The organism is Quadrisphaera sp. RL12-1S (genome assembly GCF_014270065.1).
Taxonomy (GTDB): Bacteria; Actinomycetota; Actinomycetes; order Actinomycetales; family Quadrisphaeraceae; genus Quadrisphaera.
Genome location: NZ_JACNME010000015.1, coordinates 47,202 through 64,586 on the forward strand (window position 1 = coordinate 47,202; position 17,385 = coordinate 64,586).

18 protein-coding genes are annotated in these 17,385 nt (G+C 75.3%); 5 read left to right on the forward strand and 13 right to left on the reverse strand.

Going from position 1 to position 17,385, the window contains the following annotated elements:
• Positions 1 to 84: 84 nt before the first annotated feature.
• Complete coding sequence (locus H7K62_RS19390; RefSeq protein WP_186721727.1) at positions 85 to 1,095, reverse strand: NADPH:quinone reductase; 1,011 nt, start codon at positions 1,093 to 1,095, stop codon at positions 85 to 87.
• An 86-nt stretch (positions 1,096 to 1,181) separates the two neighbouring features.
• Between H7K62_RS19390 and H7K62_RS19395 the strand changes: the two genes are divergently transcribed.
• On the forward strand, positions 1,182 to 1,397 hold the full coding sequence (locus H7K62_RS19395; protein ID WP_186721729.1) for a hypothetical protein: 216 nt from the start codon (positions 1,182 to 1,184) through the stop codon (positions 1,395 to 1,397).
• Between the two features lie 26 nt (positions 1,398 to 1,423).
• On the opposite strand, the gene H7K62_RS19400 is transcribed toward H7K62_RS19395, so the two are convergent.
• The 12 genes from H7K62_RS19400 to H7K62_RS19455 form a co-directional block, all read right to left on the reverse strand.
• Entirely contained in the window at positions 1,424 to 2,704 is a 1,281-nt protein-coding gene (locus H7K62_RS19400) for a L,D-transpeptidase (RefSeq protein WP_186721731.1), read from the reverse strand.
• Positions 2,705 to 2,788: 84 nt separating this feature from the next.
• The gene (locus H7K62_RS19405) at positions 2,789 to 3,559 is read right to left on the reverse strand and encodes a DUF4232 domain-containing protein (protein ID WP_186721733.1); all 771 of its coding nucleotides are present in this window, start codon (positions 3,557 to 3,559) and stop codon (positions 2,789 to 2,791) included.
• 87 nt (positions 3,560 to 3,646) lie between these two features.
• Positions 3,647 to 4,651: a sensor histidine kinase gene (locus H7K62_RS19410; protein ID WP_186721736.1), complete on the reverse strand. Its 1,005-nt coding sequence runs from the start codon at positions 4,649 to 4,651 to the stop codon at positions 3,647 to 3,649.
• A complete protein-coding gene (locus H7K62_RS19415; protein WP_222437892.1) occupies positions 4,635 to 5,342 on the reverse strand; it encodes a response regulator transcription factor in 708 nt (235 codons plus the stop codon). Before H7K62_RS19415 ends, H7K62_RS19410 begins: the two co-directional genes overlap by 17 nt.
• 28 nt (positions 5,343 to 5,370) lie before the next feature.
• Positions 5,371 to 5,700 (reverse strand): rhodanese-like domain-containing protein, encoded by a 330-nt coding sequence (locus H7K62_RS19420; protein ID WP_186721737.1) that lies wholly within the window; start codon positions 5,698 to 5,700, stop codon positions 5,371 to 5,373.
• Positions 5,697 to 7,076 (reverse strand): hemolysin family protein, encoded by a 1,380-nt coding sequence (locus tag H7K62_RS19425; protein ID WP_222437893.1) that lies wholly within the window; start codon positions 7,074 to 7,076, stop codon positions 5,697 to 5,699. Before H7K62_RS19425 ends, H7K62_RS19420 begins: the two co-directional genes overlap by 4 nt.
• Before the next feature lie 274 nt (positions 7,077 to 7,350).
• Positions 7,351 to 7,761: a nuclear transport factor 2 family protein gene (locus H7K62_RS19430; RefSeq protein ID WP_186721739.1), complete on the reverse strand. Its 411-nt coding sequence runs from the start codon at positions 7,759 to 7,761 to the stop codon at positions 7,351 to 7,353.
• A 166-nt stretch (positions 7,762 to 7,927) separates the two neighbouring features.
• Positions 7,928 to 8,833, reverse strand: a complete 906-nt coding sequence (locus tag H7K62_RS19435; RefSeq protein ID WP_186721741.1) for a DNA-formamidopyrimidine glycosylase family protein — start codon at positions 8,831 to 8,833, stop codon at positions 7,928 to 7,930.
• 102 nt (positions 8,834 to 8,935) lie between these two features.
• The gene (locus tag H7K62_RS19440) at positions 8,936 to 9,769 is read right to left on the reverse strand and encodes a metal ABC transporter permease (RefSeq protein WP_186721743.1); all 834 of its coding nucleotides are present in this window, start codon (positions 9,767 to 9,769) and stop codon (positions 8,936 to 8,938) included.
• Positions 9,770 to 10,690 carry a metal ABC transporter permease gene (locus tag H7K62_RS19445; protein ID WP_186721745.1) on the reverse strand — a complete coding sequence of 307 codons (921 nt, stop codon included), beginning with the start codon at positions 10,688 to 10,690 and terminating at the stop codon, positions 9,770 to 9,772.
• The gene (locus tag H7K62_RS19450) at positions 10,687 to 11,517 is read right to left on the reverse strand and encodes a metal ABC transporter ATP-binding protein (protein WP_186721747.1); all 831 of its coding nucleotides are present in this window, start codon (positions 11,515 to 11,517) and stop codon (positions 10,687 to 10,689) included. Before H7K62_RS19450 ends, H7K62_RS19445 begins: the two co-directional genes overlap by 4 nt.
• A 4-nt stretch (positions 11,518 to 11,521) precedes the next feature.
• Positions 11,522 to 12,502: a metal ABC transporter solute-binding protein, Zn/Mn family gene (locus H7K62_RS19455; RefSeq protein WP_186721755.1), complete on the reverse strand. Its 981-nt coding sequence runs from the start codon at positions 12,500 to 12,502 to the stop codon at positions 11,522 to 11,524.
• A gap of 158 nt (positions 12,503 to 12,660) precedes the next feature.
• Between H7K62_RS19455 and H7K62_RS19460 the strand changes: the two genes are divergently transcribed.
• The 4 genes from H7K62_RS19460 (at position 12,661) to H7K62_RS19475 (ending at position 17,253) form a co-directional block, all read left to right on the forward strand.
• Complete coding sequence (locus H7K62_RS19460; protein ID WP_222437894.1) at positions 12,661 to 14,130, forward strand: MFS transporter; 1,470 nt, start codon at positions 12,661 to 12,663, stop codon at positions 14,128 to 14,130.
• Positions 14,131 to 14,134: 4 nt separating this feature from the next.
• Positions 14,135 to 14,326: a PspC domain-containing protein gene (locus tag H7K62_RS19465; RefSeq protein ID WP_186721758.1), complete on the forward strand. Its 192-nt coding sequence runs from the start codon at positions 14,135 to 14,137 to the stop codon at positions 14,324 to 14,326.
• A 74-nt stretch (positions 14,327 to 14,400) separates the two neighbouring features.
• Entirely contained in the window at positions 14,401 to 16,053 is a 1,653-nt protein-coding gene (pgm, locus tag H7K62_RS19470; RefSeq protein WP_186721760.1) for a phosphoglucomutase (alpha-D-glucose-1,6-bisphosphate-dependent), read from the forward strand.
• A 24-nt stretch (positions 16,054 to 16,077) separates the two neighbouring features.
• Positions 16,078 to 17,253 (forward strand): PP2C family protein-serine/threonine phosphatase, encoded by a 1,176-nt coding sequence (locus H7K62_RS19475; RefSeq protein WP_186721762.1) that lies wholly within the window; start codon positions 16,078 to 16,080, stop codon positions 17,251 to 17,253.
• The last annotated feature ends 132 nt before the right edge of the window (positions 17,254 to 17,385 follow it).

Genomic DNA, 17,385 nt, shown 5'->3' on the forward strand with positions numbered 1-17,385 from the left:
AACCGCCGGATCGGCCCGGTGGGGGGATCGTGACCGGACCGCGACCACCCGGTCGCGCAGGAGGAGCACGTCACGGGCCCCGGCTCAGGCGGTCGCGTCGACGAGGACCTTGCCCACGGTCCCGCCCTCCACGGCGGTGTGCGCCTGGGCGGTCTCGGCCAGCGGGAGCACGGTCAGGGGCAGACCGGCCTCCCTGCCCACCCGCACGGCGCCCGCGTCCACGGCGGCCGCGACGTCCTCGACGGCGGCCGCCTTCGCCGCCCGGGGGGCGGTGTAGACCAGCACGAAGTGCCACTGGGCGTTGAGGGTCATCTGGTCGCGCAGCGGCACGGTGAGCTGCTCGCCGGGAGTGCCCGCGTACAGGGCGACGGCTCCGTGCTGGGCGAGGACCGCGGAGTCGAGGGCCGCGTTGGCCCCGGAGACCTCCACGACGACGTCGACACCGCCGGGCACCACCTGCCGCACCCTCGCGGCGACGTCCTCGCGGCGGTAGTCGATGACGTCGTGGGCGCCGGCGGCCGCTGCCAGCTGCGCCTTCTCGGGCCCGGAGACGGTGGCGAGCACACGCGCACCGGCCCACGCGGCCAGCTGCACGGCGGCGTTGCCGACGGCTCCGGCACCGCCCTGCACCAGCACGGTGCGCCCCTCGAAGGTGCCGGGCGCCACGCGGGAGGGTGCGGACTCCCCGAGGGTGAGGCAGCGGTGGGCGGTGAGGAACGGGATGCCGAGCGCCGCCCCCAGCTCGAAGGAGGCGTGGTCGGGCAGCGGCACCACGTGGGTGGCGGGGACGAGCACCTGCTCCGCCGCGGTGCCCCACGGGCGCCCGAAGGCCGCTTCCCAGACCCAGACCCGCCGGCCCAGCAGGGCGGCGTCGACGCCCTGCCCGACGGCGTCGACCACGCCGGCGCCGTCCTGGTCCGGCACCTGCCAGCCCGCGGCGGGCGCGGTGGTGGAGCGGGACTTCCAGTCCGTGGGGTTCACCCCGGAGAACGCGACCCGCAGCCTGACCTCGCCGGGACCGGGATCGGGGACGTCCCGCTCGACCAGCTGGAGGACCTCGGGGCCACCGGCCCGCTCGTAGACGACAGCGCGCACCCCCTCATCCTCGCGGTGATCGGCTGCCGCGCACGGCGGACGCGTCGTGCGGTGGGGAGAGCGCGGGGATGGCCGATGATGGAGCGGTGAGCGGTGGCATCCACACACAGGTGCGCGTCGACGTGGTCCCGCTGACGTGCGCGCGCTGCCGGCTGCCCGTCCCGGCGGGCCAGCGCCACCTGCGGCACGTGGACACGCGCGCCACGCCCGCCGTGCGCTTCGTGGAGTGCGGTGACTGCGCGCGGCGCGCGGGCCGCGGCGACCTGCTCGACGCCCGTCCCGGCGCGCGCCAGGCCCCCTGACCGTCTCCCGACGGTGCGCGAGCGGGTCAGGTCTGGGGCGCGGTCCACTGCTCCCAGCTCAACACCCAGTCACCCAACCCGTTCGTCAGCTCCATCGCACGATCCGTCCCCGTCACCTCCACCACATCCCCCCGCCGAGACAGGTCGAAGAACCACTTCGCGTTCGCATCCGAGACGTTCAAGCACCCGTGCGAGACGTTGCGGTGCCCCTGCGCAGCCACCGACCACGGCGCCCCGTGCACGAACTCCCCCGAGTTCGCGATCCGCGTGGCCCACTTCACCTGCGTCGCGTAGTCCTGCCCCACCGTGCGCCCGTCCATCAAGAAGTCCGCGTGCTTCTCCAGCACCAGGTGCACCCCCGACCGCGTCACGAACGCCGGATCCGCATCCTCCCGACCCGCCGAGATCGGGATCACCCGCGCCACCGCCCCGTTGACCCGCACCGTCATCTGGTGGGAATCCGTATCAGCGGTCGAGACGTGCGCATCCCCCACGGTGAAGTCCGCCGCCCGGTCCGAAGACCCCCACCGACCCCCCACCCGCACCTGCGTCATCGCCGCCTTCACCGACACCACCGTCCCCGCCGGCCAGTACACCCGCGGACGCCAGTGCACCTCCGAGTCCGTCACCCACCGCCACGCACCCTCCACCGCCGACCCGTCAGGGGCCTTCGTGCTCACGGACACCGCACCGGTCACCCCCGCACGGTCAGCCACCGGCACCGGCACCGCGAAGATCAGCGCCACCGGCATCCCGACGCCCACCACCTCACCGTCCAGCGGCATCATCTTCACCCCCGCCACCTGGTCAGCCCCGGCCACCGTGAACGCGACCTGCGCCGAGGCGGCACCGGGAGCGGCAGCAGCACCGGTGGCGGACGGCGAGGCGCTCCCGGAGCCCGACGGGCTGGAGCTGGCGGCCGCGCCCGCCGGGGCAGCCGTGGCCGTGGCGGTGTAGGCGGCACCCAGCGCCAGCGGCGCCGTGGGGCTCCAGGTGCCGTCGGAGCCCAGGGATCCCTCCACCGCGGCGCCGTCTGCCCCGGTGACCACCACCGAGGCCAGCGAGCCGCCCGTGACGGACGCCCTCACCACGGGCCGCCGAGACGCCACCTGCCCAGCGGAGACGCCGTCCACCGCCACCTGGACCTGCACCGGGACGGGGGCGGGGGCGCTGGAGGAGGGCGAGCCGGCCGCCGAGGACCCCGAGGGGCCGCACCCCGCCAGCAGACCGCCGCCTCCGAGCGCACCACCGGCCAGGGCCAGCAGGAACGCCCGCCGACCCGTGCCGACCACCACCCCGTGCTCCACCGCTCCAGGGTAGGTCGCCGACCGCCTCCACCCGGGTGCTTCGCGAGCAGCGCTCGGACCCGTCCACCGTCGCCGCACGTCAGCTCACCGGCCCGCGACGACCGGGTCCGCCACGAGGAGGACGACGGACGTGGACGCGCACCCGGTGATCCCGCTGGCGGGCACGAACGCCGCGGCCGTCTGACCGGGCGGGTACACCCGCAGGCCCGTCGCGGCCTGCGGCCGGCACTGGGAGCTGTCGTAGTTCCCGGCCTCGGCCACGCTGATGTTCGCGTAGGCGGACGCGCCGGCGCCGAGCCGCACGAGCGACGGCGTGCCCTCGCGCGAGGCCGCCGCCCCCAGCTGCTGGCCCGAGCTCCCCGTCACCAGGGACACGCCGGGGTTGCCGTAGAGGGTGCAGGCGGACCCGCCCTGGTTGGTGAACTGGATCGTGTAGTGCTGGTGGCCGGCGCTCGCGCCGCCGTCCCCGGGCAGGAGCGACAGGGCCAGCTGGCCGGTGCTGCACACCGGCGTCCCACCACCGCCACCACCGGCGCCACCACCGGCGCCACCACCACCGGCAGCGGCGCTCGAGCTGCCGCCGCCCGCCGGCGTCGTGGACGGGACGGAGGCGGGGGAGGTGGTCGAGGTCTGACCGGGAGCGCTCGTCGTGTCCGAGGGCGCCGGGCTGGACGGGGCGCCGGAGGGGGTGCTGGCCGAGGCGCTGCTCAGGGGTGCGGTGGAGCTGGGGGAGGCGTCCTGGACGCTCCCGGAGAACGAGCACCCGCTGACCAGCGCCACCAGCGCGCCTGCGCCGCCCAGCACCGCCCACCGGCGTGCGGCGTCACGGGTGGGGCCTGTCGTCGTCCTGATCACAGATGAACGGTAGGTCGCCGGGGCGACCTGCGCCGGTCACCGGTGTGACGGCCCTGCCACGCTCCGGTGCGGTCCTGTGACACGGGCTCAGCCGGGACCCTGAGCGCCGTCGGCGGCCGGGAGGACCAGCCGCACGGCGGTGCCGCGCCCCACCCGGCTCTCCACGGTGGCCGACCCCCCGTGCCGCTCCGCCACGGCCCTCACCAGCGCCAGCCCGAGGCCGCTGCCGGGGACGGCGCGGGTGCGGGGGCTGCGGTAGAGCTCCTCCCAGACCTGCTCCAGCTCCTCGGCGGCGATGCCGGGTCCGGTGTCGGCCACCTCGAGCACCACGTCCCGCCCGGAGTGGCGCGCCCGGACCTCGACGGCGCCGTCGGCGGGGGTGTACTTCACGGCGTTGTCGAGCAGGTTGACCACCGCCAGCTCGAGCACGTCGTGGTCTCCGAGCACAGGGGGCAGCGGCCACGGCGCCCGGGGCAGGTCGAGGTGCACCGACGGGCCCCGCGGGGACTCGACCACGGACACGGCGTCCTGCAGGAGCGCCGAGAGGTCGACCGGGGAGCGCTCGAGGGCTCCGGAGCGCACGTCCGCGATCTTGCGCAGGTCCCCGGTGAGGCGGCTCAGCCGCACCGCCTGCTCCTCGATGCTCGCCAGCGCCGCCGCTGCACCGCGGTCGTCGTCGTCACCTCCCCGGCCGGCGGAGACCCGGGTGCTGGAGAGGTTGGCGACGGCGGCGCGCATGGCGGTCAGCGGGTTCTTCAGCTCGTGGTCGAGGCGTGAGAGCAGCAGGCGCCGCTCCTCGGCGGCGGCGGCCACCAGCTCCGCCGCCCGCCGCCGCGCCCTGGCCTCCCGGCGGGCCAGCAGCCCCAGCACCACCAGCCCCACCGCGCTCGGCACGGCGCCCGCGGCGAGGAACCAGTCGTGCGGCTGAGCGCTCAGCGCAACGCGCACGCGCTCGTCGGGCAGCTGCCCCGTCACGGCCGCCGCCGCGAGCGCGGCGCCCACCAGCAGCGGGAGGAGGACGACGACGACGGCGAGCACCCACCGCCGCCTGCTGCGGCGCCGGGCGGCCGCGCCGTCAGGCGGGCTCGACACGTCCGGCGAAGCGGTAGCCGGACCCGGGGGCGGTGACGATCATCGCGGGGTCGGAGGAGTCGTCCTCCAGGACGCGGCGCAGCTCGGCCACGCGCGTGTCCACGGAGCGGGTGCTGGTGGCGTACGACCAGCCCCACACGGCCTCGAGCAGCCGTTCGCGGGTGAGCACCTCGTCAGGGTGGGTCATGAGGTACGCCAGCAGCGTGGTGGCGCGCGGGGTGAGCACCACCTCCCTGCCGTCGCGGGTGACGCGCTGGGAGGCGCGGTCCAGCACCACGGGCCCGCTGCGCAGCCGCTGGGCGCTGGCCAGGCCGGCCTGGGCGGCGTCACCGCCGCGGCGCAGCACCGCGCGGATCCTGGCGATGAGCTCGTAGGGGTCGAACGGCTTGTTGAGGTAGTCGTCAGCGCCCTCCTCCAGCGCCATGGCGCGCTCGGAGGACTCCCCCACCTGCGTCAGCAGGATGATCGGCGTGGTGCGCCCCTCGGCGCGGGCGGTGCGCAGCACCTCCCGGCCGTCGGTGCCGGGGAGCATGACGTCGAGCACGACGAGGTCGTACGCGCCCGCCCGCAGCCTCGACAGGGCGGCGTCACCGTCGGCGGCCACGTCCACGGTGAACCCGGAGCGGCGCAGCAGCGGGGCGAGGTTGTCGGTGATGGCGGTCTCGTCGTCCACGAGCAGCAGCGCGACCACCGCGCGGACCAGCCCTCGTCAGCCGGCGTCAGATGACGCGGGGCTCGCTGCCGTCCTCGGAGACGACCGGGCGGCCGGCGTCCTGCCAGGCGCCCATGCCGCCGTCGACCACCACCGCGTCGTAGCCGTTCTCCTGCAGCCAGGTGGCGGCGCGCGCGGCGCGCCCGCCGGCGCGGCAGAGCACCTGCAGCTCCGCGTCCCCCGGGAGCTCGCCCACGCGGGAGGGCAGGTCGCCGAGCGGCACGTGGATCGCGCCGGGGGCGTGGCCGGCGTCCCACTCGTCCTGCTCGCGGACGTCCAGCAGCACGGCGCCGTCGGGCACCTGGTCGGCGGTCACCACGGGGGCGGGCTCGGTCATGCGGGGCTCCTCGTCGGCTCGGGCTGGTCGTCCTCGGCGCCGCTGGCGCGACGGGCGCCGCGCTCGGCGGCGTCGCCGTCCTCGGCGGCGTCGCCACCATCCTGCGCCAGCGGCTCCACGCGGATGCGGGAGGGTCGGCGCCCGTCCAGCTCGACCACCGTGAACCGGTGGCCGAGGTCCCGGACCTCGTCCCCCAGGCCCGGCAGCACGCCGAGGGAGGTCATGACGAACCCGGCCAGGGTCTCGTAGGGCCCCTCGGGCAGCTCCACGCCCGTGGCCTCCTCGACCTCGTCGCGGTGCAGCAGGCCGTCCAGCTCCACGGGGCCGGTCGCGGCGCCCGTCCAGCGGGGCTCACCGGCGTGCGGGTCGTACTCGTCCTCGATCTCCCCGACCAGCTCCTCCACGAGGTCCTCGAGGGTGACGATGCCGTCGGTGCCGCCGTACTCGTCCACGACCACGGCCAGGTGGCGCCCGCTGCGCCGCATCTCCGAGAGCGACGGCAGCAGCGTCTTGCTGCCCGGCAGCAGCGCCACGGGCCTCACGAGGTCGGCCACGGTGCCCCGCTGACCGCGGTGGGCGGCGGTGAGCAGGTCGCGCACGTGCACGAAGCCGAGGACGTCGTCGGAGGACTCGCCGGTGACGGGGTAGCGGGAGTGCGGCTGGTCCTCGACCACGGAGACCGCCTCCTCCAGGTCGAGGTCGGCGGGGAGGAAGTCCACCTCCGTGCGCGGCACCATCACCTCGGACAGGCGGCGGTCGGCGGCGTCGAAGACGTCCGCGACGATGCGGCGCTCGGTCTCGTCGAGCTGCTCGTGGGTGGAGACCATGTCCCGCAGCTCCTCCTCGGTGACCTCCTCGCGCGTGGCGTTGGGGTCCAGGCCGATGAGGCGTCCCACGGCGTCGGTGGAGCGGCCCAGCAGCCACACCACGGGCCGGGTGACCGTGGCGATCCGGTCGAGCACCGGGGCCACCACCAGCGACACGCCCTCGGCCCGCTGCAGCGCCAGGCGCTTGGGCACCAGCTCGCCGAGGACCAGCGACACGTAGGTGACCAGCGCGGTCACCGCGATGAGCGCCACCACGTCCGCCACGCCCTGGCCCATCCCGAGCGACACCAGCCAGGGGGCCACGACGACGGCGATCTGGCTGCCGCCGAAGGCCGAGGCCAGGAAGCCGGACAGCGTCACGCCGATCTGCACCGCGGACAGGAACCGGTTGGTGTCGCCGGTGAGGCGCTCCACCGCGGTGCCCCGGCCCCCGCGGCCCGCCATCGCCCGGACCTGGCTCTCGCGCAGCGAGACCACCGCCAGCTCCGAGCAGGAGAAGAACCCGCCGATGAGCACCAGGACGACGACGACGGTCACGTTCAGGAGCAAGCCCGGTTCCACGCCGTCCAGTCTGGGGCAGACAGGGGGTGCGGACCCGTCGGCTGTCATCCGCCCGGAGGCCCACCCCGTCCGTGGTCGACGACCGCGCCCGTGCGCGCGCGGGCGAGCTCGGCCCGGCCTCCGCCCGTCAGCGGCAGCTGTCTCACGTCGTCGATCGTCGACGAGTCCACGGTGGTCGGGAGCTGCCCGGTGGTGACCGACGACCACCCCCCGGTCGCCGCCTCGTCGTGGACCGCTGCGCGGTCACGCCGAGGCGCGCCCGTCAGCCCGGCTGGCGCCAGGAAGGACGACCCGTCTCCGCTTCGAAGGCGGGGCGGACCGACACGGTGTCGTAGACGATGTGCAGGCGGTCGATCAGACCGTCGGAGGTCAGTCGGGCCACGTCGACGACGTCGAAGGGCGCCGGGCGTCCCGAGGGCAGCCGCCAGTCGAAGTGGAAGAAGAAGCTCACCAGCCGGGCGCCGGCGACGTCCTCTCCGCTCATCGTCCCCATCAGCTGCAGGTGGGAGGCGGAGGTGTCGGAGAAGAGCACGGGGTAGAAGTCCCTGGGGTGGAGGGGGCCGTACAGGGGCGAGTGCACGACGGCGTCGTCGCTGAACAGCGACACCGCGAGGTCCGCGTCTGCCGTCCTCAGGGCGTGCAGGTAGGTCGCTACCAGGGAGTCGCCATCCATGCGGACATCGAAGCGCAGCGGGACACGGGCGTGAGCGGTAGGGGTGCAGCGCTGCTGCCGTCGAGGACCGGGGGCGGCGAGCGGAGATCGACACGAGGTCCGCTGGTCGCCGCTGCCGTTCCGAGTGCTGGCTGATGCTCCACGGAGAGACCCCGTCCCGGGGTGGTCAGCGCAGGAACTTGGAGGTGCGCCGGTCGGCGAGCGGCTTCCCTCCGGTCTGGCAGGTGGCGCAGTACTGCAGCGACCGGTCCGCGAACGACACCTCGCGCACCACGTCACCGCAGACGGGGCAGGTCTCACCCGTGCGGCCGTGCACCCGCATCCCGGCGCGCTTGGCGTCCTTGAGCTGGGACGCCGGCTTGCCGGACGCCGCGGCGACCGCCGACGCGAGCACGTCCTTGAGGGAGGCGAACAGGCGCGACACCTCGTCGTCGTCGAGCTTTCCGGAGATCGCGAACGGGGAGATCCGCGCGGCGTGGAGCACCTCGTCGGAGTAGGCGTTGCCCACCCCCGCCAGCACGGACTGCTCGCGCAGCAGGCCCTTCACCTGCTGGCGCGACCCCGCGAGCAGGGTCTGCAGCGCCGCGAGGTCGAAGGAGCCGTCCAGCGGGTCCGGCCCGAGCGAGGCGATCGCCGGCACCTGCTGCGGGTCGCGGACCACGTGGACCGCCAGCCGCTTCTGGGTCCCCTGCTCCGTGAGGTCGAAGCCGGGGCGCCCGCCGTCGGCCTCGCTGTCGATGGCGAACAGCACGCGCAGCGCCAGCGGGCTCTTGCCGGGCCGCACCGGGGTGGTCGGCAGCTGCTCGGACCAGCGCAGCCACCCCGCGCGCGACAGGTGGACCACGAGGTGCAGCCCGTCGAGGTCGACGTCCAGCCACTTGCCGTGCCGGGCCACCCCGGTCACCGGCAGCCCCGCGAGCGCGGACGGTGGCGGGTCGAACGTCTTCAGCACGTTGATCGCGCCGACGCCCACCTCGGCGACGACAGCGGCGCCGCCCTCGGCGGCGGGGCGATCCACCAAGCGCTGGCGCAGGAAGCCGGCCAGCGCCTCGACCTCGGGCAGCTCGGGCACGTCCGCCAGCGTGCCAGGGGCTGGCCACCCGGGCACCGCTGCGCGGGCGACCACGCCCCAACGGCGCAGCGCCCGCGGCAGTCCGGGGCCACCCGGCGGAGCTCAGGCGGTCGCCCGCCCTCGCCGGAGCCCGGGGAGCCCGGGGAGCCAGCGGTGCCCGGGGAGGCTGGCGGCGCGGGCGGCGGCGTACAGCAGGGCGCTGGTGGCGGTGACGAAGAAGCCAGCCGGCCAGTCGGTCCAGTACGACAGCGCGATCGCGGTCCAGACCGTCACCAGGGCCAGGGTGACCGAGACGGCGACCGTGGCGAGGGGACGAGCCGTGACGAACCGCGCCGCCGCAGGCGGACCGACGAGAAGCGCGAACATCAGCAGCGCTCCCACCACGGGCAGCGCGGTGGTGGTGGCAGCGGCGACGAGCAGGGCGAACGCCACGGTGACGGCTCCCGGCCGGACCCCGCGGGAGGGGGCGACGGCGGGGAGCACCGAGGCCAGCAGCAGCGGCCGGAAGAGGGTCGCGCAGACCGCGATGCAGAGGACGGCGATCACGGTCATCGGCAGGACCTCGGCGTCGCTGACGCCCAGCACCTGCCCGAACAGGAGCGCGAAGACCTCTGAGGAGTACTCCGTGCTGCGGCTGAGGAACAGCGCGCCGAGGGCCAGCATCGACGCCAGCACGAGAGCGGTGATGACGTCGGACCGCGCTCGCCGCCCGAGCAGGGAGATCGTCAGAGACCCGACCAGCGCGAAGGAGGCCAGGCCCAGGAGGGGGTTGATGCCCACGAGGGTCGCCCCCGCCGCGCCGGCGAAGGCGCCGTGCGGGACGGCGTGCGCGAGGAAGGACTCCCCCCTCAGCACCACGAAGCAGCCGACGACGCCGGCGGTGACCGCGACGACGGTCCCCGCGGTCCAGGCGTTGAGCATGAAGGGCTCGAACACTCAGCCCACCTCCTCGAGCGGCCCCGCGAGGACCGCTCCCCCGCTGGGCGCTCCCGAGCCCCCCAGGCCCCGCCGGCGCCGGAGCGCGGCGGCGCCGCGCGAGGCCAGGTACACCAGCAGGACCAGGACGACGATGGAGAAGCTGACGGGCCAGTTCCCGCCGCCGCCGCTCCAGTAGTAGCTCTCGAACGCGACGAAGCAGCCCGCCACGGTGACGGCCACCGAGATCGCCGCGGAGACCACGACGGCGAGGCCGGCCCGCTTGGTCATGAGCAGGGCCGAGGCAGCGGGTCCGACCAGCAGCGCCGTGGCGAGGATCGCTCCCACGGTGAGCGCGGCCAGCTCCACGGCCAGCGCCAGCACCACCAGGAACAGCAGGCCCGTCAGGCGCGGGGAGGCTCCTCGTGCGGCGGCGAGGTCGGGGTGCAGGGAGTCGGTGAGGAGGCGCCGGTGCAGCAGCACCACCAGCGCCAGCGAGACAGCGCTCAGCCCGAGCACCACGGGCACGACCCGCGGGTCGATGACGAAGAGGGAGCCGAAGAGCACCGAGACGGCCGCGTCGCTGGTGCCGCTGCGGGAGGTGTCCCAGTAGAGGAACAGCGAGGTCAGACCGAGCCCGAAGGCGAAGACGACTCCGGTGGCGATGTCACGTCCTCGCAGCCGCGTGATCCCGATGCCGTCCATGGCGAGGGCGGCGAGGACCCCCGCGGCCACGAACCCCCACAGCTGGTCCAGGCCCACCAGGAGGGCGCCCGACCCGCCGACCGCCCCGAGCTCGGCGAGGGCGTGACCGGCGAAGGACTGCCCCCGGATGACGGTGAAGACCCCGACGACGCCGGTGACGACGGCGACGAGGACGCCGACGGCGAGCGCCGAGCGCACGGTCGGGCTGAGCCAGAAGGCGTCGAGCGCGGCGGTCATGCGCGCGGCTCCCCACCGGCGAGCGCGGGCGCGGACTCGGGCACCGGGGCCTCCTGGTCGGCGAGGACGACGAGGCGGCCCCCGGCCCGGAGCACCTGGATGGGACGGCCGTAGAGGCGGGTGAGCACCTCCGGACGCACGACCTCCTCCGGCGTTCCCGTCACGGCGCGGCCACCGGCCAGGTACACCACGCGGTCGAGCACGGGCAGGAGCGTGGTGATCTCGTGCGCGGTGAGGACCACCGCGACGCCGCGCTCGCGGCGGATCCTCGCGAGGAGCGCGATGACGTCCGCCGCGTTCGCGGGGTCGAGGTTGGCGAGCGGCTCGTCGAGCAGCAGCACCGCGGGCTCCGCCACCAGTGCGTGCGCGATGAGCACGCGCTGCTGCTGCCCGCCGGAGAGCTCACCGACGCGGCGGTCGGCCAGGTGGAGCGCGCCGACGGCGTCGAGGGCGTCCTCCACGCGCCGGCGGTCGGCCGAGCGGCGCAGTGGGATCCCCAGGCGGCCGCCGTCGATCCCGAGCTGGACGACGTCGCGGACCCTCAGGGGGGTGTCTGCGTCGAGCGCCACCTTCTGCGGGAGGTAGCCGAGGCCCGCGGGGCCGCGTCGGCCGTCGCCGCGCACGACCGCCCCCGTCGTCGGCCGCTGGAGCCCGAGCAGGACGCGCAGCAGCGTCGTCTTCCCGGCGCCGTTGGCGCCGATGAGCCCGACCAGCTGACCCGAGTCGATGCTGACGTCGACGCCGTCGAGCACGCGGTGGCCGCCGAGGTCCACCCGGACGTCCTGGGCGAGGAGGACGGGCGTGGAGGCCCGCTGCTGCGCGTCCACCGGCTCAGAGGTGCTCGGTCGAGGTGCCGCTGCTGATGGCGCTGTCCAGCGCCTTCACCTCGGCGAGCATCCACCGCTGGTAGTCGTAGCCCGACGGCATCGTCTCGTAGACGCCCACCACGGGGATCCCGTTGGCCTTGGCCAGGGAGAGGTACCGGGCGGTGGTGGAGTCGGTGACCTGCTGGTTGTAGAGGAAGACCTTGACCTGGCGACCGGTGAACAGCGCGTCCTGCGCGGCGGAGTCCTGCGGCGACGGGTCGGTGTCGTTCATGATCGCCGCCTGCAGGGAGAAGGGGGTCTTGATGTCCACCCCGGCGGCCTGGAGCGCGTAGTCGGCGACGGGTTCCGTCACGGCCACGGGGACGCCCGGGTGCTGCGCCTTGAGCGCGGCGAGCGCGTCGTCCCAGGGCTGGAGCGAGGCCGTGAAGCTCTGGAGGTTCTTCTCGAAGTAGGCCTTGTGCTCGGGCTGCAGCGCGCTGAGCGCGGCGGCGATCTTGGCTCCGACGGCGGGCATCGTCTTCGGGTCGTACCAGAGGTGCGGGTTCGGGGCGCTGTCGGGCAGCCCCAGCACGTCCTGGGCGACGATGACGGTGCGGCCCGTGCCGGGGGAGGCCTGCTCCAGCTTGGTCATGAAGTCGTCGTAGCCGACGCCGTTCTGGACGATGAGCTGGGCCTTGCTGATCTCCTCCGCGACGCTCGGGCTCGCCTCGAAGGTGTGGGGGTCGGTGTTGGGGTCGCTCATGATCGCCTGCGCCTCGACGTACTGCCCGCCGATCTGCGCGGCCACGTCGGAGTACTCGTTCTCCGCACCCACGACGCGGATCTTCGCCGAGCTCGACGTGTCGGTGGCCGTGCTCGACGTGCTCGACGGGGAGGCCGTCGAGGTCGGCGGCTGCGCCGCGTTCGACGCTGAGCACCCGGCCAACGACGCGACGACCACCAGCGCCACTCCCGCCAGGACCACCGCTCCCTGCCTGCGCACCATGCACCGCACCTTCCCGGGGACATGCCCCACTCCACTGATGATGAGAACGGTTCTCCCACTCATCGTTGAGAGCATCCTGTGATCATGGTGGGCGGCACCTCGGAGCCGCGGTGGGCTCGAGCACGCGCCCCCCGGTCGGAGCGGGCAGCATCGTCACCGTGCCGGACCAGCGAGACCCCCTCTCCGGCGACCAGGTCCACCAGGACGACGACGGACGCGGCCGCGCCGACGGGGTGGCGCTGGCCTCGCGCACCGGCCGCGCGGTGCTCGTGGCGAGCACGGCCGGCTCGGCGGTGGCGTTCCTGGACGCGCAGGTGGTGTCGGTGGCGCTGCCCAGCATCGGCCGAGACCTGGGCGCCGACCTCGGCGTGCTCCAGTGGACGGTGAACGCGTACACGCTGGCGCTCGCGGCGCTGGTGCTGCTCGGCGGCGCGCTGGGCGACCGGTGGGGCCGGCGCCGCGTCTTCGTCGTCGGCGTGGTGTGGTTCGCGACCGCCTCGGCCGCGTGCGCGCTGGCCCCCACCGCCGAGGTCCTCGTGGCCGCCAGGGCGCTGCAGGGCGTGGGAGCGGCACTGCTCACCCCCCTGTCCCTGGCCCTGCTGCAGACGGTGCTGCGCCGCGGGGACCGCGCCCGCGCCATCGGCCTGTGGTCGGGCGCCACCACGCTCGCCACCGTGGCCGCCCCCGTCGTGGGAGGGGCGCTGGTGGCCCTGGACTGGCGCCTCGTGTTCGCCCTGAACCTCCCCGTGGCCGCCGTCGCCGTCGTCCTGGCCCAGCGGAGGGTCCCCGACACCCGCGACGAGGCGGCACGCACCCACCGTCTGGACCTGCCCGGCGCGGCCCTCGGCGCCGCGGCGCTCGCAGCCCTGACGTGGGCGCTGACCCGCGCCGGAGCGTCCGGCGCGGACGCCGCGGTGGTCGTCACCGGGGCCGCGGCGGTGGCGCTCGCGGCGGCCTTCGTGCTGCGAGAGCGGCGCACGGCCTTCCCCGTGGTGCCGCCGGCGCTGTTCGCCGACCGCACGTTCTCGGTCGCGAACGGGTTCACGCTGCTCGTCTACGCGGCGCTGTCGGGGATGCAGCTGCTGGTGGTGCTGCAGCTGCAGGTGTCCCTGGGGTGGACGCCGCTGCAGGCGGGGCTGGCCACGCTGCCCTCGTCGCTGCTGCTGGGGCTGCTGTCGGGTCGGGCCGGCGCGCTGGGTCAGCGCGTCGGCGTGCGCACCATGCTCACCGCCGGCGCCGCGACCGCCGCCGGGGGCCTGGTGCTGCTCTCCGGGGCCTCCCCGGGAGACGCCTACGCGACCTCGGTGATGCCGGGGGTGCTGGTCATGGGCCTGGGGTTCGCCGCGTTCGTCGCACCGCTGACCGCGGGGGTCCTCGCCGCCGCGCCCGGTGAGCTGGCGGGGGCCGCCTCCGGGGTCAACAACGCCGTCGCGCGCACGGCGGGTCTGCTCGCGGTGGCGGCCCTGCCCGCCGCGGTGGGCCTGTCGGGCAGCGCCTACACCGACCCGGCGCTGCTGACGCCGGCCTTCCGCACCGGGATGCACGTCTGCGCCGCGCTGGTGGCGGCCGGCGCGGTCCTGGCCCTGGTCGCCCTGCCGCGCGCCGGGGCCCGCGCTGCGGGACAGTGAGGGCGTGGCTGCCGCAGGAGGACTGGTCCGCCCCCGCAGGGGCAAGGTCATCGCCGGTGTGTGCGCCGGCCTGGCGCGCCGCTGGGGCATGAGCCCCACGCTGCTGCGGGTGCTGGCAGTGCTCTCCTGCCTGCTGCCCGGCCCGCAGTTCGTGGCGTACATCGCCCTGTGGGTCGTCATGCCGAAGGAGCAGTAGCCCCACCCCCCGGACTCCCCGTGCGGGGGGCCCGCCGTTGCGCCGCCCACGTGCGTCGCGGTGGGATGGCGGGCATGCACCCCCGCGCCGGCCAGAAGGCCCGCCCCGAGGACCTCGTCGACCTCGACTCCCTGCTCGCCGCGTACACCGAGCGCCGGCCGGACCCCGCCGACCCGGGCCAGCGGGTGGTCTTCGGCACGTCGGGGCACCGCGGCTCCAGCCTGGACAGCGCCTTCAACGAGGCGCACATCCTGGCCACCACGCAGGCGATCGTCGAGCACCGCACCGAGCAGGGGGTGACCGGGCCCCTGGTCATCGGCCGCGACACCCACGCCCTGTCGGAGCCGGCCTGGCGCAGCGCGCTGGAGGTGCTCGTGGCCAACGGGGTCGACGTGCTCGTGGACAGCCGCGACGGGTACACCCCCACCCCGGCCGTCTCCCACGCCATCCTGCGGCTCAACGCCCAGGGCGTGGCCGGCGGCGCTGACGGCATCGTGGTGACGCCGTCCCACAACCCGCCCCGAGACGGCGGCTTCAAGTACAACCCGCCGACGGGCGGCCCCGCGGGCTCCGACGCGACGAAGAAGATCGCCGCACGCGCCAACGAGCTGCTCGAGCGCGACCTCGCCGGCGTGCAGCGGGTGTCCTTCGACGAGGCGCGCGGCCGCGCCGGGTCCTACGACTTCCTCGGGCACTACGTGGACGACCTGCCCTCCGTGCTCGACCTGGAGGCCATCCGGAAAGCCGGCGTCCGCATCGGCGCCGACCCGCTCGGCGGTGCCGCCGTGGGCTACTGGGGCGAGATCGGCTCCCGCCACGGCCTCGACCTCACCGTGGTCAACCCCGAGGTCGACCCGCGCTGGTCGTTCATGACGCTCGACACCGACGGCAAGATCCGCATGGACTGCTCCTCGCCGTCGGCGATGGCGTCGCTGCGCGAGATCATGGCGACCCCCGACGGTCAGCAGGCTCCCTACGACATCGCGACCGGGAACGACGCCGACGCCGACCGCCACGGCATCGTCACCCCCGACGGCGGCCTCATGAACCCCAACCACTACCTGGCCGTGGCGATCTCCTACCTCTTCGCCCACCGCCCGGGCTGGGGCGCTGGGACGACCGTGGGCAAGACGCTGGTGTCGTCGTCGATGATCGACAGGGTGGTGGCCTCCCTCGGGCGCCGCCTGCTCGAGGTGCCGGTCGGCTTCAAGCACTTCGTCCCCGGGCTGCTCGACGGGTCGGTCGGCTTCGGCGGGGAGGAGTCCGCGGGGGCCTCGTTCCTGCGCCACGACGGCACCACCTGGACCACCGACAAGGACGGCGTCCTCCTGGCGCTGCTGGCCAGCGAGATCCAGGCCGTGACCGGTCGCAGCCCCAGCGAGCTGTACGCCGAGCTCGTGGCCCAGCACGGGGACCCGGCCTACGCGCGCGTCGACGCCCCCGCCTCCCGGGAGGAGAAGGCCCGCCTGGCCGCCCTGTCCCCCTCGGACGTCAGCGCCGACACCCTCGCCGGGGAGCGGATCACCGCGGTGCTCACCGAGGCGCCGGGCAACGGCGAGGCCATCGGCGGTCTCAAGGTGGTCACCGAGAACGCCTGGTTCGCGGCCCGCCCGTCGGGCACCGAGGACGTCTACAAGATCTACGCCGAGTCCTTCCAGGGGGCCGACCACCTGGCCGCCGTGCAGGAGGAGGCCCGCGAGGTCGTGGGCAGGGCGCTGGCCGGCTGAGTCCACCGCCTGGGAGGATCAGGCATGGGATCTGCCACCGCCAGGCCGTCGCGCCTGGTGCGGTGGGCCGTCCCCGTCGTCCTCGGCCTGCTGGTGGCCGCCCTGGACTGGTACCAGGGCGGCCCCGGTGTCCAGTACCCCGGCACGCTGGTGGCGGTGCCCCTGCTGGCAGCCACGCTCGGTGGTCCCTTCACGACCGCGGGGGCGGGCGTGGTGGCCCTGCTCCTGTCCCACGGCATCGCCGTGGCGGAGTCCCTGCGGTCGGGCTACCAGCCCTACAGCTCCGCTGCGATGACCAGGCTCACCATCATCGCCGTGATCACCCTCGTCGCGGTGGTCGCCTCCTGGCACCGCACGCGCCGCGAGCGCAGCGCGGGCCAGGTGGCGGCCGTGGCCGACGCCGCCCAGCTGGCCATCCTCGAGCCGCCGCCGCGGCGCATCGGGGGCCTGCGGTGCGCGAGCGCCTACCGCTCGGCCACCCAGCTGGCGCGCATCGGCGGCGACCTCGTGGCCGTGGTGGAGACCCGGCAGGGCGTGCGCGCCCTGGTCGGGGACGTGCAGGGCAAGGGCCTGGACGCGGTCCGGCTGGCCGGCTACGTGCTGGGCAGCTTCCGCGAGCGCGCCCACGACGACCTCGAGCTGGACGAGCTCGCCGGCGCTCTCGACACGACGGTGCGCCGGGCCTCCCTGGGCCAGGAGGTCTTCGTCACCGCGACGCTGGTCCAGGTGGACGGCGCCACCGGGTCCCTCGAGGCGGTCTCCTGCGGCCACCCGGCACCCTTCCTGGTCTCCCCGGGCGCCGGGCGGGCCCGGCCCCTGGCCGTGGAGCCCGGGCCGCCGCTGGGCCTGCTCGAGCTCACCGGGCCGCCGGTGGCGCTGCGGACCCGGCTGGAGGTGCACGACCGGCTGGTGCTCGTCACCGACGGGCTGCTGGAGGCGCGTCGCCCCCGGTTGCTGTCGCGCAGCCCCGCCGGCCCCTTCGTGGACGCCGAGGCGCTGCTGGCGGAGCACCTCGCGGACGGCTCCCTGTCGAGGGGGCTGGACGGCGTGGTCCGGGGTGCCACCCAGTGGTCTCGCGGGCGCTTGCGCGACGACCTGGCGGTCCTCGTCCTGGAGCGGCCCGCCGCCGAGCGGCTCCCTCCGGGCGCCGCTCACCCCTCGACCGGCGACGAGCGAGCGGCGTCCACGAGCCACCGCTGACCGCGGGTCCACCCCCCGGGAGGACGGCGCGGCTGCCGCCCCGGACCTCTGCCCCGGACCGCCTGACGGGCCCCCGGGGCCGCCCTGGCAGGCTGGTGCGTCCGCGAGACCGGGTCGTCGGCCCGGGGAGCG

Bases quoted from the DNA above. Each gene is read 5' to 3' on its own strand.
- H7K62_RS19420 (WP_186721737.1), bottom strand. From the start codon at position 5,700: ATGACCGAGCCCGCCCCCGTGGTGACCGCCGACCAGGTGCCCGACGGC.
- H7K62_RS19430 (WP_186721739.1), bottom strand. From the start codon at position 7,761: ATGGATGGCGACTCCCTGGTAGCGACCTACCTGCACGCCCTGAGGACG.
- H7K62_RS19445 (WP_186721745.1), bottom strand. From the start codon at position 10,690: ATGACCGCCGCGCTCGACGCCTTCTGGCTCAGCCCGACCGTGCGCTCG.
- H7K62_RS19455 (WP_186721755.1), bottom strand. From the start codon at position 12,502: ATGGTGCGCAGGCAGGGAGCGGTGGTCCTGGCGGGAGTGGCGCTGGTG.
- pgm (WP_186721760.1), top strand. From the start codon at position 14,401: ATGCACCCCCGCGCCGGCCAGAAGGCCCGCCCCGAGGACCTCGTCGAC.
- H7K62_RS19475 (WP_186721762.1), top strand. From the start codon at position 16,078: ATGGGATCTGCCACCGCCAGGCCGTCGCGCCTGGTGCGGTGGGCCGTC.